This window comes from Pseudomonas sp. FA-1 (assembly GCF_056856075.1).
This window is the reverse complement of the sequence record NZ_JBWXTH010000002.1, coordinates 33303-47244: the sequence shown is the minus strand read 5'-3', so window position 1 is coordinate 47244 and position 13942 is coordinate 33303. Positions and strand designations below refer to the sequence as shown.

Annotated in this window: 14 protein-coding genes and 1 tRNA gene; 10 read left to right on the top strand and 5 right to left on the bottom strand. The window is 63.9% G+C overall.

Annotated features, from left to right (window positions below; all coding sequences use genetic code 11):
- Window positions 1-102 precede the first annotated feature (102 nt).
- The gene (locus AC1MHZ_RS04170) at window positions 103-1611 is read left to right on the top strand and encodes a YdgA family protein (RefSeq protein WP_084854499.1); all 1509 of its coding nucleotides are present in this window, start codon (window positions 103-105) and stop codon (window positions 1609-1611) included.
- A gap of 250 nt (window positions 1612-1861) precedes the next feature.
- Complete coding sequence (gene nadA / locus AC1MHZ_RS04165) at window positions 1862-2920, top strand: quinolinate synthase NadA (RefSeq protein WP_084854500.1); 1059 nt, start codon at window positions 1862-1864, stop codon at window positions 2918-2920.
- A gap of 109 nt (window positions 2921-3029) precedes the next feature.
- Here the strand turns inward: nadA and AC1MHZ_RS04160 are convergent, their stop codons facing one another.
- Window positions 3030-4466 carry a M48 family metalloprotease gene (locus AC1MHZ_RS04160; RefSeq protein ID WP_084854501.1) on the bottom strand — a complete coding sequence of 479 codons (1437 nt, stop codon included), beginning with the start codon at window positions 4464-4466 and terminating at the stop codon, window positions 3030-3032.
- Between the two features lie 118 nt (window positions 4467-4584).
- Between AC1MHZ_RS04160 and AC1MHZ_RS04155 the strand changes: the two genes are divergently transcribed.
- Both AC1MHZ_RS04155 and AC1MHZ_RS04150 read left to right on the top strand, forming a co-directional pair.
- The gene (locus AC1MHZ_RS04155) at window positions 4585-4824 is read left to right on the top strand and encodes a sulfurtransferase TusA family protein (RefSeq protein ID WP_084854502.1); all 240 of its coding nucleotides are present in this window, start codon (window positions 4585-4587) and stop codon (window positions 4822-4824) included.
- Window positions 4825-4845: 21 nt separating this feature from the next.
- Window positions 4846-5916, top strand: a complete 1071-nt coding sequence (locus tag AC1MHZ_RS04150) for an AI-2E family transporter (protein WP_084854503.1) — start codon at window positions 4846-4848, stop codon at window positions 5914-5916.
- Window positions 5917-6035: 119 nt separating this feature from the next.
- On the opposite strand, the gene AC1MHZ_RS04145 is transcribed toward AC1MHZ_RS04150, so the two are convergent.
- Together AC1MHZ_RS04145 and AC1MHZ_RS04140 are read right to left on the bottom strand one after the other, a co-directional pair.
- Window positions 6036-6509, bottom strand: coding sequence for a peroxiredoxin (locus AC1MHZ_RS04145; RefSeq protein WP_084854504.1), 474 nt, complete (start codon window positions 6507-6509; stop codon window positions 6036-6038).
- A gap of 10 nt (window positions 6510-6519) precedes the next feature.
- On the bottom strand, window positions 6520-7080 hold the full coding sequence (locus AC1MHZ_RS04140; protein ID WP_084854505.1) for a glycine cleavage system transcriptional repressor: 561 nt from the start codon (window positions 7078-7080) through the stop codon (window positions 6520-6522).
- A gap of 259 nt (window positions 7081-7339) precedes the next feature.
- On the opposite strand from AC1MHZ_RS04140, the gene dapA reads away from it, so the two are divergent.
- The 6 genes from dapA to AC1MHZ_RS04110 all read left to right on the top strand — a co-directional run bounded on the left by dapA (window position 7340) and on the right by AC1MHZ_RS04110 (window position 11816).
- Window positions 7340-8227 carry a 4-hydroxy-tetrahydrodipicolinate synthase gene (gene dapA / locus AC1MHZ_RS04135; RefSeq protein WP_084854506.1) on the top strand — a complete coding sequence of 296 codons (888 nt, stop codon included), beginning with the start codon at window positions 7340-7342 and terminating at the stop codon, window positions 8225-8227.
- Window positions 8228-8244: 17 nt separating this feature from the next.
- Window positions 8245-9360 (top strand): outer membrane protein assembly factor BamC, encoded by a 1116-nt coding sequence (bamC, locus tag AC1MHZ_RS04130; protein WP_224456547.1) that lies wholly within the window; start codon window positions 8245-8247, stop codon window positions 9358-9360.
- Window positions 9361-10119 carry an MBL fold metallo-hydrolase gene (locus tag AC1MHZ_RS04125; RefSeq protein ID WP_324815186.1) on the top strand — a complete coding sequence of 253 codons (759 nt, stop codon included), beginning with the start codon at window positions 9361-9363 and terminating at the stop codon, window positions 10117-10119.
- A gap of 29 nt (window positions 10120-10148) precedes the next feature.
- Window positions 10149-10859, top strand: a complete 711-nt coding sequence (gene purC, locus AC1MHZ_RS04120) for a phosphoribosylaminoimidazolesuccinocarboxamide synthase (RefSeq protein WP_043213139.1) — start codon at window positions 10149-10151, stop codon at window positions 10857-10859.
- A gap of 92 nt (window positions 10860-10951) precedes the next feature.
- Window positions 10952-11041: transfer RNA gene (locus AC1MHZ_RS04115), tRNA-Ser, on the top strand.
- 442 nt (window positions 11042-11483) lie between these two features.
- Window positions 11484-11816: a YegP family protein gene (locus AC1MHZ_RS04110; protein ID WP_482966054.1), complete on the top strand. Its 333-nt coding sequence runs from the start codon at window positions 11484-11486 to the stop codon at window positions 11814-11816.
- A gap of 87 nt (window positions 11817-11903) precedes the next feature.
- Here AC1MHZ_RS04110 and AC1MHZ_RS04105 read toward each other — a convergent pair whose 3' ends face one another.
- Together AC1MHZ_RS04105 and AC1MHZ_RS04100 are read right to left on the bottom strand one after the other, a co-directional pair.
- On the bottom strand, window positions 11904-13190 hold the full coding sequence (locus AC1MHZ_RS04105; protein WP_482966053.1) for an NAD(P)/FAD-dependent oxidoreductase: 1287 nt from the start codon (window positions 13188-13190) through the stop codon (window positions 11904-11906).
- A 76-nt stretch (window positions 13191-13266) separates the two neighbouring features.
- On the bottom strand, window positions 13267-13926 hold the full coding sequence (locus tag AC1MHZ_RS04100; RefSeq protein ID WP_084858012.1) for a GntR family transcriptional regulator: 660 nt from the start codon (window positions 13924-13926) through the stop codon (window positions 13267-13269).
- Window positions 13927-13942: the final 16 nt, after the last annotated feature.

Below are 13942 nucleotides of genomic sequence, written 5' to 3'. Positions count from 1 at the left end.
GTCACGGGTCGGGCATCAAGTTGCCAGCAGTGATAATCTTCGCCTCCCGCGTGGCGTCGCCCGCTGCGCATCCGCCCTTATGGACAGCAATCGGTTCTATTCATGAAGAAATCAGTAGGCATTCTTTCCGGCCTGGCCGTTGCCATCGCCCTCGCCACCACCGCCGGCGCCTGGTATACCGGCAAGCAGCTGCCCGTTGAGCTCGAGCGTTCCGTCGCCCAAGGCAACGAGGAATTGAAAAAGGCCATGGCCGGCACTGGCGGCAGTATGACCATCGAACTGGTCTCGCTGGAGCAGCACTTCTTCACCAGTACCGCCCACTACCGGCTCAAGGCCCAGAATGTCTGGCTCGGCGAAGGCGAGCCGCTGAACTTCGACCTGGGGGTGACCGACCAGATCGAGCATGGCCCGTTCCCTTGGTCGCGAGTCAAGCGCCTGAACCTGGCGCCGGTCATGGCCACCAGCAACAGCCAGCTGGACAAGGACGATTTCACCGCCTCCTGGTTCGCAGCCGCGGGCGATCAGTCGCCGGTGACCGGCCAGGTGAGCCTGGGCTACGACGGCAGCCTGTCCAGCGATATCCGCCTGGCACCCCTCAAGCTCAGCGAGGATGACGGCAGCAGCCTGGATTTCTCCGGCATGCGTGTGCTACTGCGGGGCGACCGCGAGGGCCAGGCGGTGCGCATCGATGGCAAGGCCGAGCGCCTGGAGATGAACCTGGTCGGTGCTGACCAGGCGCCGGTCAAGTTCCTGCTCAATGGCTTCAAGGTCACCGGCGACCTCAAGGGCACCGGCCATGATTTGGTGTATGTCGGCAACTTCGACATGGCGCTGGCCGAGACCCAGGTCACCCTGGGCAACAGCCAGGATGTCCTGGTGCTCAAGGGCCTGGAGCAGAACAACCGCTACGATGCCGAGGGCGAGGACAAGCTGTCCGGCCGCCTGGAATACAAGGTCGCCGACATCACCTATGCCGGGCGTGCGGTGGGCAGCGGGCAGATGGTCTGGAGCATGAAGTCCCTGGACATCCCGGCCATGCAGGCGCTGATTGCCTGGTACCAGACCCGCATGCCGGACATCCAGCAGGCAGCCGCGCAAGGTGAACAGTTGCCTTCGCTCGACCTGAGCCCCGAGGAGCAGGCCAAGGTCCAGGCCGATGTGCAGAAGATGCTCGCGGCCAAGCCGCAACTGGCCCTGGAGAACCTGTCGTTCAAGACCGCCAATGGCGAGAGCCGCTTCAACCTGGCGGTCGACCTGGCCAGCCCGGCATCCTTCGACCTGCCGGCCGACCAGCTGGGCAAGCAGATCGTCACCCGCCTGGAGGGCAAGCTGTCGGTGTCCAAGCCGATGGTCGGGGACCTGGCGACGTTGCAGGCACTGCTCGATGGGCAGACCGACGCCCAGGCCATTGCCCAGCAGTCCAGCCAGGCTGGGGAAATGGTCGGCATGATGGCGCTGCAGAGCGGCATGGCCACGGTGGAGGGTGACAACGTGGTCACTCGTCTGGATTACGCCGATGGCATGGTCGACTTCAATGGCCGCAAGATGACCGTCGAAGAGTTCGCTATGCTCCTGAGCGCTCACCTGGCAGCACTGTCGCCGCAAGGCTGAAACCCAGGTACGAGGTCTTGCCCCGCGATAGGACCGGGGCAGGCCGCCGCCGGGCGCGGGTCCCAACCCGAAGCCACAAAAAGCCCTTTTGCATTGCCTCGATTGTCTGTAGCCTTCGGCCTCCGATAATACGCCGTGCCCGCAGGTGGGCCGCGATGGCCTGGCCGGCCATCCGGCACCTTCAGCCAACCTGCCAGGGCCGGGTGATACACTCGAGTGACGCGCATACGCGCCCGCAGGTCCCGTGATCATGACCCAGATTTCCGAACGCCTGTTGGTTCAAGCCCATCTTGACGCCAAGCAGCCCAACCCGCTGACGCCGCAGCAGGAGGCCGAATACCGTGCGGCCATCGCGGCCGAGCTCAAGGCCCAGAACGCCGTTCTGGTCGCCCACTACTACTGCGACCCGGTGATCCAGGCCCTGGCCGAAGAGACCGGTGGTTGCGTATCCGACTCCCTGGAAATGGCCCGCTTCGGCAAGAACCACCCCGCCAGTACGGTGGTGGTGGCTGGTGTGCGCTTCATGGGCGAGACGGCGAAGATCCTCACGCCGGAAAAACGCGTGCTGATGCCCACCCTGGAAGCCACCTGCTCCCTCGACCTGGGGTGCCCGGTGGAGGAATTCTCGGCGTTCTGCGACCAGCACCCCGAGCGCACCGTGGTGGTCTACGCCAACACATCGGCGGCAGTGAAGGCGCGAGCCGATTGGGTGGTCACCTCGAGTTGCGCCCTGGAAATCGTCGAAAGCCTGATGGACAACGGCGAGACCATCATCTGGGGCCCGGACCAGCACCTGGGCCGCTATATCCAGAAGCAGACCGGCGCCGACATGCTGCTGTGGGATGGCGCCTGCATCGTCCACGAGGAGTTCAAGTCGCGCCAGCTGGCCGACATGAAGGCGCTGTACCCCGATGCGGCCGTCCTGGTCCATCCGGAGTCGCCGGAATCGGTGATCGAGCTGGCCGATGCGGTGGGTTCCACCAGCCAGTTGATCAAGGCCGCCCAGACGCTGCCGAACAAGACCTTCATCGTCGCCACCGACCGGGGCATCTTCTACAAGATGCAGCAGCTGTGCCCGGACAAGGAATTCGTCGAAGCGCCCACTGCCGGCAACGGCGCGGCGTGCCGTAGCTGTGCGCACTGCCCGTGGATGGCGATGAACACCCTCGAGCGCACCCTCGACTGCCTGCGCAAGGGCAGCAACGAGATCTTCGTCGACCCGGCGTTGGTGCCCAAGGCGATCAAGCCGTTGAACCGGATGCTGGACTTTACCCAGGCTGCACGGTTGAAGCTGTCCGGTAACGCCTGAGTCGACACCCAGCGGGGCTGCTTTGCAGCCCTTTCGCGGCACAAGGCCGCTCCTACAGGGGGGACGCTAACCCTTGTAGGAGCGGCCTTGTCCGCGATGGGCGGCAGACCTAGCGCCCCATCATCTCCTTGACCATCCGTTGCTGTTCCAGGATTTCCCGCTGGCGCTGGTCGATCTGCGATGCCAGCGGGAAATTGCTGCCCGCACGGCGCTTGGCGTAGTCCAGCTGCTGGATGGCCTGGTCGAAATCGCCCACCAGGGTGAAGTACTCGGCGCGGGCCCGGTGCAAGCCGATGGTATTGCCCGACAACCCGCGCACTTCGGCTACGTCATACCACACGTCCGGGTCGTAGGGGCGGCGCTTGATCAGGTCGTCCAGCACCTTCTCGGCTTCAGCCGGGCGGTTCTGCTTGATCAGCAGGTCGGCGCGGACCTGCTGCAGCGGGTAGTTGCTCGGGTACAGCGCACGCAGGCGCTCGACCCGCTGCTGGGCATCGGCCAGGCGGTTGTTGGTGATGTCCAGGTCGACCTGGGCCAGGTTGTAGGTGATGTCGTTCGGGGCCTTCGCCAGCAACGGCTGCAGGTTGGCCCGCGCTTCGTTGAGCTGGCCGCCCTTGATCTGCGCGATGGCCAGGCCATAGCGCGCGGCGTCGAGTTTCGGGTCTTCGTCGAGCTGGGCGCGGAAGCGCTTGGCGGCAAGGCCTGGCGTGCCTTCATAGATCAACGCGACGCGGGCGCGGATCAGCTGGTAGCGCGCACTGTCCTCCACGCCGCCCTTGGGGGCCTGCTCGGCACGGTTGCGAGTGTCGGCGATACGGGACTCGGTAACCGGGTGGGTGAGCAGGAACTCCGGAGGTTTGGCGTCGTAGCGGTACTGGCGGGCCAGGCGTTCGAACATGGTGGGCATGTTGCGCGGGTCGTAGCCGGCCTTTTCCAGGTTCTGGATGCCGATGCGGTCGGCTTCCTGTTCGTTCTGCCGGGAGAAGCGGCGCTGCTCCTGGATCGCCGCGGCCTGGGTGCCGGCGATCACGCCGATGCCGGCATCGCCACCACCGCCTGCCGCCAGCACGATACCGGCCAGCAGCGCCGCCATCATCGGCAATTGCATGCGCTGCTGGGCTTCGACGCCGCGGGCGAAGTGGCGCTGGGACAAGTGCGCCAGTTCGTGGGCCAGCACCGAGGCGTATTCGCCTTCGGTCTGAGCGTTGAGGAACAGGCCGCCGTTGACCCCGACGATCCCGCCTGGCGCCGCGAAGGCGTTGAGCTCGCGGCTGTCGATCAGGATGAACTCCAGGCGCCGGTCCTGCAGCTGGCTGGTCTCGGCCAGCTTGTACACGCTGGTCTCGACGTAGTCCTTGAGCTGCGGGTCGTTGAGCTGGTTGACCTGGCCGCGCAGCAGGCTCAGCCAGGCCCGGCCCAGTTGATGCTCCTGCTGGGGCGAGACGATCGCCGAACTGGCGTCACCCAGTGACGGCAGGTCGTCGGCATGGCCGGGCAGGGCCATCAGGCAGGCCAGCGTCAACAGGGTAGGGCGCAGTAGATTCATGCATGAAGCTCGCGTCGGTCAAAAAGCCTACTGTAGCCGGCTCACACGTTGGCGACCAGTGGCGTTATCCTACCGAACTTGTCTGCAATGCTAGATTGCCCCGCCAGGAGATTACCGGATGATTGACACCCTGACCTGCGACGCCGAGCTGGATGCCAGCGGGCTGAACTGCCCGTTGCCGCTACTCAAGGCGAAGATGGAACTCAACCGCCTGGCCAGCGGCGCGGTGCTCAAGGTGATCGCTACCGATGCCGGTTCCCAGCGCGACTTCCGCACTTTTGCCCAGCTTGCCGGTCATACGCTGCTTCGTGAAACCGCCGAGGCCGGCGTCTATACCTACTGGCTGCGCAAGGCCTGAGCCCCACCCCAAGGATCGTCAATGTTCAAAGTGCTTCGCGACTGGATGCAGCGCTACTTCTCAGATGAGGAGGCGGTGGTGCTGGCGGTCCTGCTGTTCCTGGCCTTCACCGTGGTGCTGACCTTGGGCGGGATGCTCGCGCCGGTATTGGCCGGCATGGTCCTGGCCTTCCTCATGCAGGGCCTGGTCAATGCGCTGGAGCGTCTGCACGTGCCGACCCGGCTGGCCGTGTGGGTGGTGTTCGCGCTGTTCATGGGCGCCCTGGCGGTGTTCATGCTGGTGCTGGTGCCGCTGCTCTGGCACCAGTTGATCACCTTGTTCAACGAGCTGCCGGGCATGCTGGGCAAGTGGCAGTCGCTGTTGCTGTTGTTGCCCGAGCGCTACCCGCACCTGGTATCGGACGAGCAGGTGCTGCGCGCCATCGAGTCGGTGCGCGGCGAGATCGGCAAGTTCGGCCAGTGGGCGCTGACCTTTTCCCTGTCGAGCCTGCCGCTGCTGGTCAACGCCATGATCTACCTGGTGCTGGTGCCGATCCTGGTGTTCTTCTTCCTCAAGGACCGCGAGCTCATCGCCCGTTGGGTCAGCGGTTACCTGCCGCGCCAGCGCACCCTGCTGAACCGGGTGGGCGACGAGATGAACCGGCAGATCGCCAACTACATCCGCGGCAAGGGCATCGAGATCCTGATCTGCGGCATCGCCACTTACATCGCCTTCATCAGCCTGGGGCTCAACTATGCGGCGTTGCTGGCCTTGTTGGTGGGGTTGTCGGTGGTGGTGCCCTATGTCGGGGCGGTGGTGGTGACCGTGCCGGTGACCTTGATCGCGCTGTTCCAATGGGGCTGGGGCGACCAGTTCATCTACCTGATGGCCGTGTACGCGATCATCCAGGCACTCGATGGCAATGTGCTGGTGCCGTTGCTGTTCTCCGAGGCGGTCAGCCTGCACCCGGTGGCGATCATCTGTGCGGTGCTGCTGTTCGGCGGGCTGTGGGGGTTCTGGGGGATCTTCTTCGCCATCCCGCTGGCGACGTTGTTCAAGGCGGTGCTGGATGCGTGGCCGAGGCAGGAGCCTAGCGTTTCACCGATGCTTTGAAGTGGCTGGGGCCGCTTTGCGGCCCTTTCGCGGCACAAGGCCGCTCCTACAGAAGCGCGCAATCCTCTGTAGGAGCGGCCTTGTGCCGCGAAAGGGCTGCAAGGCAGCCCCAATCGATCTCAAGCCTTATCCAGCGCCTGTGCCGCAGCCAACACCGCATCCACATGCCCCGGCACCTTCACCCCACGCCATTCCTGGCGCAGCACACCGTCCTTGTCGATCAGGAAGGTGCTGCGGTCCACGCCCATGTATTCCTTGCCATACAGCTTCTTGAGCTTGATCACGTCGAACAGCTGGCACAGGGCCTCATCCTTGTCGCTGATCAGCTCGAACGGGAAGCCCTGCTTGGCCTTGAAGTTCTCATGGGACTTGAGGCCATCGCGGGACACGCCGAACACCACGGTGTTGGCGGCCTGGAAGGCTTCGTGCTGGTCACGGAAGCCCTGGCCCTCGGTAGTGCAGCCCGGGGTGCTGTCCTTGGGGTAGAAGTACAGCACCACCTGTTTGCCCTTGAGCCCGGCAAGGCTGATGGCCTGGCCGCTGGTGGCCTGGGCCTGGAAATCGGCGACGGGTTGGTCGAGTGCTACGGCCATGGGAGCTTCCTTACATGGGGTTCTGTGGGCGCCAGGGTTCGATCAGCGCGTCCAGGTTCAGGGCATCGGCGAAGTCCAGGAACTGGTCGCGCAGCCAGCTGATCTGGGTGCCGGCCGGCAGGATCACGGTGAACTGGGCATTGAGCATGCTGCTGCCGGTCTGGGGCGCCAGGTAGGTGTCGCAGGTCATGCTTTCCAGCTCGACGCGGTGGTCGAGGAAGAACTGGCACAGTTCGCTGACGATGTCCGGGCGATAGGCGGCGCTTACATAGGCTACGTAGGGCAGGGCTTGTGGGCGCACTTCCTGGTCGGCGCTGCGCACCACGTCGAGGGTCAGGCCGTGCTTCTTGGCCAGGCCCGGCAGGACGGACTCCAGGCGGGCCAGGGCATCCCAGCTGCCGCCGACCTGCAGCACCACGGCGCTGGTCTCGCCGTGGCGGGTCAGGCGCGAGGTGATCACCGCGCAGCGATTGTCGAAGGCGGCACGGCTGAGGACATTGGCCAGCTCCATGGGGTTGGGCCCCAAGGCACTGATGACGAGGAACTGTTCGCGGACGGTGGGGGTGGACATGCAGCATTCCTAAAGCGATGAGCGGTCGGCACAGGACAGGCGAAAGCCTCCTGTCGGCAGGGCCCCGGGCTCGCAATCGAGGTCGTGGACGCTGGCGCGGAGCATTGTCGACGGCCCGGCGGGCCACGCTGCGCCGATCAAAGGGAGAAGGGTAGCGAAAAGCAGCGCCGAGGGGAATGCTCCGCCCACCTGCGTCGCTTGTGCAAGGCCGATGGCGCCAGTACCATTACCGCTCTCTTTTTCCGGCAGGAGCAGTTACATGATTGCGGGCAGTATGGTGGCATTGGTCACACCCATGGATGCACAAGGGCGTCTTGATTGGGACAGCCTCGACAAGCTTGTAGACTTCCACCTGGAAAAAGGCACCCACGCGATCGTCGCGGTCGGCACCACTGGCGAGTCCGCCACCCTGGATGTCGAAGAGCATATCCTGGTCATCAAGCACGTGGTCGAGCGCGTCAAGCGCAGCAACCATCGCGTCCCGGTCATCGCCGGTACCGGTGCGAACTCCACTGCCGAAGCCGTCCACCTGACCCAGAACGCCAAGAATGCCGGTGCCGACGCCTGCCTGCTGGTGGTGCCGTACTACAACAAGCCGACCCAGGAAGGCCTGTACCAGCACTTCAAGCACATCGCCGAAGCCGTCGACATCCCGCAGATCCTCTACAACGTGCCCGGCCGCACCTCCTGCGACATGCAGGCCGAGACCGTGATCCGCCTGTCGAAGGTCAAGAACATCATCGGCATCAAGGAAGCCACCGGCGACCTGGTGCGCGCCAAGGCCATCCTCGACGGCGTCGACAAGGACTTCATCGTCCTGTCCGGCGACGACCCGACTGCCGTCGAGCTGATCCTGATGGGTGGCAAGGGCAACATCTCGGTCACCGCCAACGTCGCCCCGCGCGAAATGGCCGACCTGTGCGAGGCCGCCCTTGAGGGCAATGCCGAGAAGGCCCGCGCAATCAACGAAAAACTCATGCCGCTGCACAAAGACCTGTTCTGCGAAGCCAACCCGATCCCTGTGAAGTGGGCGCTGGTGGAGATGGGCCTGATGCAGAAGGGCATCCGCCTGCCGCTGACCTGGCTGAGCGAAGGCTGCCACGAAAAAGTCCGTGCGGCCCTGCGCCAGTCCGGCGTACTGGTTTAATCGAGGAAGTACACCGCATGAAGCGACTGGCTGGTCTCTCCACCCTTGCCCTGATCATCTCCAGCACCAGCGGTTGCGGCTGGCTGTGGGGCGAGGATGGCTATTTCCGCGACCGCGGCAGCGACTACCTGCAGGCGCACCCCACTGCACCGATGCAGCTGCCGCCGGACGCCAGCAACGTCAAGCGCCTGGACCCGCTGCTGCCGATCCCGCGCAACGTCGCCGACGATCACGCCACCGGCGAGTTCGAGGTGCCGCGCCCGCAGCCGCTGACCGCAGCGGCCGAAGCAAGCGATTTCACCCTGCAGCGCAGCGGCAGCAGCCGTTGGGTGCTGGCCCAGCGTGCCCCGGCCGAAGTCTGGCCGGTGGCCCGCCAGTTCTTCGAGGACAACGGTTTCCGCATCGCCGAAGAGCGCCCGCAGACCGGTGAATTCAACACCACCTGGCAGCGTTTCGACGAGCTGTCCGCATCCCTTGGCCAACGCCTGGCCAGCGCCTCCAGCAGTCCAGACAGCGAAGTGCGCGTGCGCGTTCGCATGGAGCCTGGTGTGCAGCGCAACACCTCCGAGGTGTACATCGTCAGCGTCGAGCGCCCGGCCGGCAGTACCGCCGAGCCTGAGTTCCCGTCCAGCTCCGCCAACACTGCCGCCGACGCCCTGCTGGTCGACGAGATGCTGGCCAGCATGAACCGCAGCGCCGAGAAAGGCGGTTCGGTGTCCCTGCTCGCCGCCCGCGACTTCGACGCGCCAAGCCGCGTCAGCTTGAGCGAAGACGGCAGCGGCAACCCGGTGCTGTACCTGGGCGCCGACCTGGACCGCGCCTGGTCCAGCGTGGGCCGCGCCCTGGAGCAGGGCGAGTGGCGGGTCGAGGACATCAACCGCAGCCTGGGCCTGTACTACATCAACCTGTCCGAGAAACCCGACGACAAGCAGGACCAGCCAGGCTTCTTCGGCCGCATGTTCGGCAGCGAGCCGTCCAAGGAAGAGCGTGAAGCCCGTGCCGAGCGCTACCAGGTTCGCCTGAGCAAGGTGGGCGAGAACGTCCAGGTCACCGTCGAGAAGAACATCAACACCGTGGCGCCAGCCGATGTGGCCCGCCGCGTGCTGAGCATGATTCAGGACCACCTGGGCTAAGTGCGTTTCGCGGTACTTGGAAGCGGCAGCCAGGGGAACGGCACGCTGATCGCCCATGACGATACCTTCGTCCTGGTCGATTGCGGTTTTTCCCTGCGCGAGACCGAGCGGCGCCTGGCGCTGCTCGGTGTGTCTGCGGCACAGCTGAGCGCGGTGCTGGTCACCCACGAACATGCCGACCACGTGCATGGGGTGGGGCTGCTGGCGCGGCGCTACAATGTACCGGTCTATCTCAGCCAAGGCACCCTGCGCGGCATGCGCAAGCCGGTGGAGGCGACGGGTTTCCTGCGTTGTGGCGACAGCCTGCGCATCGGCGCGCTGGAGGTCAGTGCGAACCGGGTCGAGCATGATGCGTTCGAGCCGCTGCAGTACGTGTTCAGCGATGGCCGCCGACGTTTCGGCATGCTCACCGATCTGGGCTCCTACGACAGGTACCTGCTGGACCGTTACCAAGGCCTGGACGCCCTGCTGATCGAGGCCAACCATTGTCGTGACATGCTGGCCCGGGGGCATTACCCGCACTTCCTGAAACTCAGGGTCGGCGGCAACCAGGGGCATTTGAACAACCACCAGGCCGCGAGCCTGGTGGCCGAGCTGGGCTGGCAACACCTGCAGCACCTGGTGCTGGCCCACCTCAGCAGCAAGAACAACCGGCCACAACTGGCCCGCCAGTGCTTCGTCGACACCTTGGGGTGCGACCCGGACTGGCTCCAGGTGGCGAACCAGGAACACGGGCTCGACTGGCGCGAAATCGCCTAGCCCACCTACTCAAGCAAGCGGAGCCCATCATGGAAAAACGCGAAGAACTCTACCGCGGCAAGGCCAAATCGGTTTACAAGACCGACGACGCCGACCGCTTGATCCTGCTGTTCCGTAACGACACCTCGGCGTTCGACGGCAAGCGCATCGAACAGCTCGACCGCAAGGGCATGGTGAACAACAAGTTCAATGCCTTCATCATGCAGAAGCTCGAAGAAGCCGGCATCCCGACCCAGTTCGACAAGCTGCTGGGCGACAACGAATGCCTGGTCAAGAAGCTGGACATGATCCCGGTCGAGTGCGTGGTGCGCAACTACGCCGCCGGCAGCCTGGTCAAGCGCCTGGGCGTGGAGGAGGGCATCAAGTTGGAGCCGTCCACCTTCGAGCTGTTCCTGAAGAACGACGAGAAGGGCGACCCCTTCATCAACGAATCCCACGTCGTGGCCTTCGGCTGGGGCACCGCCGAGCAGCTGGCGACCATGAAGCAGCTGTCGCTGAAGGTCAACGAAGTGCTGAGCAAGCTGTTCGACGACGCCGGCCTGCTGCTGGTCGATTTCAAGCTGGAGTTCGGCGTGTTCCACGGCCAAATCGTCCTGGGCGACGAGTTCAGCCCGGACGGCTGCCGTCTGTGGGACAAGGAAACCCGCAAGAAGATGGACAAGGACCGCTTCCGCCAAGGCCTGGGTGATGTCATCGAAGCCTACGAGGAAGTGGCCAAGCGCCTGGGCGTGCCGCTCTAAGCGCCTCGCTCACGCAAGCGCCTGATACCACGCGAATTTTTTTCAAAGAAGGGTTTGCCTTTCACGAAATCGCTGGTATCATGCGCGCCACTGGAGAGATGCCGGAGTGGTCGAACGGGACGGATTCGAAATCCGTTGTACTGGCAACAGTACCTAGGGTTCAAATCCCTATCTCTCCGCCATACATGTGAAGCGCGAAGCCCCTGATTCCTAATAAGGAGTCAGGGGCTTTGTGTTTCTGTGGGCGGCGTTCAGGAAATCCTTTCCATGACGTCAATCTGATTGCTGGCGAAGACGTTGGTTAACGTCGGTATATTGCGTGCCAAAAAACACGATTCGAGCGGAGCGAAGACCATTGGAAGCGTGACTTCGAAGTGAAGTATCTCGTTCCAGAGGGTTCGCCCAAAGAGCTGTCGGTACGCGTACGGCAAACCATGCAAATGGCGCGTCCGATGCGTCGGCTCATCAGGTTTGTCTATGGTCGAGCACCCGCTGGATACGACCGAACTCCACTGCTTACGCCGTTGCGCTGTTAATGGAAATGTCCAACAGGTTGTGCATACTCGAAAGGCATGAAAGGTATTCGATGTCGTCAACACTGTCGCATCACACCAAGGAGCGCCTATGGCCGGCTGGTTCGAACTGAGCAAAAGCAGCAACGATCAAGTGAGATTCGTATTGAAGGCAGGGAACGGGGAGGTCATCCTCACCAGCGAGCTGTATGAGGCGAAGAAGTCAGCCGAAAATGGAATTGCCTCGGTCCAGACGAACAGCCCGTCGGCCGAGCGTTACGAAAAGCGGGAGTCTTCCAATGGCAGGTTTTACTTCAATCTGAAGGCCGCCAACCATCAGATCATTGGTACGAGCCAGATGTACACCACGTCGCAGTCCCGAGATGCGGGCATCGTGTCGGTGCAAAACAATGGTGTTTCGAAAACGGTGAAAGATCTCACCTAAGCGGTGTCTGGTTGAGCCGAACCCTTAGGGGCTTGGCTCAACCCTGAAACGTGGAACTCCTGTTCAGCCTGCGCATATCCGTGCAGGCTAGAATCTATCCAGCCGGTAGGGCGCGAACGCTGGTAGCGGTTTGCCCTCGATGGACACGGCCCCGGCCATGGACGCCACCATTTCCGCAGTGGTCGCCGCTTGGGTCAGCCCCAGGTGCTGGTGGCCGAAGGCGAGCAGCACGCGGCCGTCGCAGGCCTGGTCGATCACCGGCAATGAATCGGGTAGGGAAGGGCGAAAGCCCATCCAGGTGCTCGCGGCTTCGATATTCAATTCATTCTTGAACAGGCCCTGGCTCAGGCGATGAAGCTGCCAGGCACGTTGCATGTTGGGCGCGCGCTCCAGCCCGGCGAACTCCACGGTGCCCGCCAGGCGCAGACCGCCTTGCATAGGCGTCATGATGAAGCGCCGCTCCATGAAGGTCACGGCCAGGGGTAGGCGGTCGTGCTCGTGGGGCAGCATCAGGTGGTAGCCGCGCTCGGTGTCCAGTGGGACTGTCTTGCCGGTGAGTTGTCGGGTGAGCTTGGCCGAATGGGCGCCGCAGGCGATCAATACCTTGCGGGCTCGAACCTCGCCGCTGCCGGTGCGTAGCGCCACGCCGTCCGCTACCAATTGGCCGCTGTCGACGTGTTCCTGGGCAAAGCGCACGCCGTTTTCCCGGGCGGCCTGAACCAGCGTCGTCACTACCAGGTGCGGATCGATGAAATGCCCGGTCGCGGGGAAGAACAGCCCGCCCTGGATCGACTCGGCCAACTGCGGCGCGGTGCGTTGTACGGCGGCGGCATCCCAGAACTCGACGGGCACGCCCTGGGCCTGCATCTTCTGCTTGAGGGCCTCGATGGCGCTGTGTGATTCAGAGCGCTCGAACACCAGCAGCGAGCCGTCGTCCTTGAGCAGCTGCGCATGCCCGATCGAGGCCAGCAACCGGCGCCAGGCATCGAGGCTGGCTTCGTTCAGCGCACGCAATGCAGCGACGCTGTTGCGGTAGGGGCGCTGGCGCAGGTTCAGCAGCAATCGGGTGAACCAGGGCAGGGCCTTGGGCAGGTAACGCCAATCGAGGCGCAGCGGCCCCATCGGGTCCAGCAGCATGGCCGGCAGGCGCTTGAGGATGGACACATCGGCAATGGGGAACACTTGTTCGGTGGCCAGGTGGCCGGCGTTGCCGAACGATGCACCCTTGCCCGGTTCGTCCCGATCCAGCACCAGCACGCGGTGCCCTTGGCGGGATAGAGCGAGGGCACAGGCGACGCCTACGACCCCTGCGCCCACCACGGCGATGTCATAGGCGTCGTTACTGGCGGCACGGTGAAGTTCGTCTGAATGCATCCGCTACCTCGTGATCGTAGATTTTATACAATTGGTTTATCCGAACCACGCCCTGGAAAATACCCAGGGCGCGGGGTCAGTGGTTCAAGCTGTTTTCCAGGACCGCGACGATGCCCTCGCAGGCTTCACGGATATGGCGGTCCAGCAGGCGGCAGGCCGCCTCGATGTTCTTGTCGCGGGCGAACTCCAACAGCTCGCGGTGTTCCTTCTCGGCTTTCTGGATCTCCCGCGTATAAAGCAGCTGCATGCGGATATAGCGGTCGCACTTGGTGTTCAGGTGCGTGATCATCGCCAGGGTTTCCGGCAATTGGGCGGGCGAGTAGAGCGCGGTGTGGAAGGCGAAGTTCAGCTCGCTCCAGTTGTCGATATCGCTGCCCGAGTCCAGTGCAGCGTCGTATTGGTCCAGCAGGCGCTCGGCGCGGTCCAGTTCGCTTGGGGTCAGCTTCGGAATGGCCTGCGCCAGTGCCCTGCATTCGAGCAGCACGCGCAGGTCGAACAGTTCGCGGATGGTGGCCGTGGAGAGTTCGGTGGTGAACGCGCCCCGGTGGGGGTGGAACTCCACCAGGCCTTCGGCCTCCAGGGTCAGCAGCGCCTCGCGCACCGGAATGCGGCTGACGTCGTAGTCGCGCGCGAGCGCGTCCTGGCGCAGCTGGGTGGCGCCTTTGAACTCGCCGCTGAGTATCCGTTTGCGAAGATCGTCCGCAACGTGCTGGGCACGTGTCTTGAAGCTAGCCATAGTTACTGTTCAGGGA

Coding starts and splice junctions, on each gene's coding strand:
- bamC (WP_224456547.1), top strand. CDS start 8,245: ATGAAGCGACTGGCTGGTCTCTCCACCCTTGCCCTGATCATCTCCAGC.
- AC1MHZ_RS04160 (WP_084854501.1), bottom strand. CDS start 4,466: ATGAATCTACTGCGCCCTACCCTGTTGACGCTGGCCTGCCTGATGGCC.
- AC1MHZ_RS04170 (WP_084854499.1), top strand. CDS start 103: ATGAAGAAATCAGTAGGCATTCTTTCCGGCCTGGCCGTTGCCATCGCC.
- AC1MHZ_RS04150 (WP_084854503.1), top strand. CDS start 4,846: ATGTTCAAAGTGCTTCGCGACTGGATGCAGCGCTACTTCTCAGATGAG.
- AC1MHZ_RS04145 (WP_084854504.1), bottom strand. CDS start 6,509: ATGGCCGTAGCACTCGACCAACCCGTCGCCGATTTCCAGGCCCAGGCC.
- purC (WP_043213139.1), top strand. CDS start 10,149: ATGGAAAAACGCGAAGAACTCTACCGCGGCAAGGCCAAATCGGTTTAC.
- AC1MHZ_RS04110 (WP_482966054.1), top strand. CDS start 11,484: ATGGCCGGCTGGTTCGAACTGAGCAAAAGCAGCAACGATCAAGTGAGA.
- dapA (WP_084854506.1), top strand. CDS start 7,340: ATGATTGCGGGCAGTATGGTGGCATTGGTCACACCCATGGATGCACAA.
- AC1MHZ_RS04140 (WP_084854505.1), bottom strand. CDS start 7,080: ATGTCCACCCCCACCGTCCGCGAACAGTTCCTCGTCATCAGTGCCTTG.
- nadA (WP_084854500.1), top strand. CDS start 1,862: ATGACCCAGATTTCCGAACGCCTGTTGGTTCAAGCCCATCTTGACGCC.
- AC1MHZ_RS04105 (WP_482966053.1), bottom strand. CDS start 13,190: ATGCATTCAGACGAACTTCACCGTGCCGCCAGTAACGACGCCTATGAC.
- AC1MHZ_RS04100 (WP_084858012.1), bottom strand. CDS start 13,926: ATGGCTAGCTTCAAGACACGTGCCCAGCACGTTGCGGACGATCTTCGC.
- AC1MHZ_RS04155 (WP_084854502.1), top strand. CDS start 4,585: ATGATTGACACCCTGACCTGCGACGCCGAGCTGGATGCCAGCGGGCTG.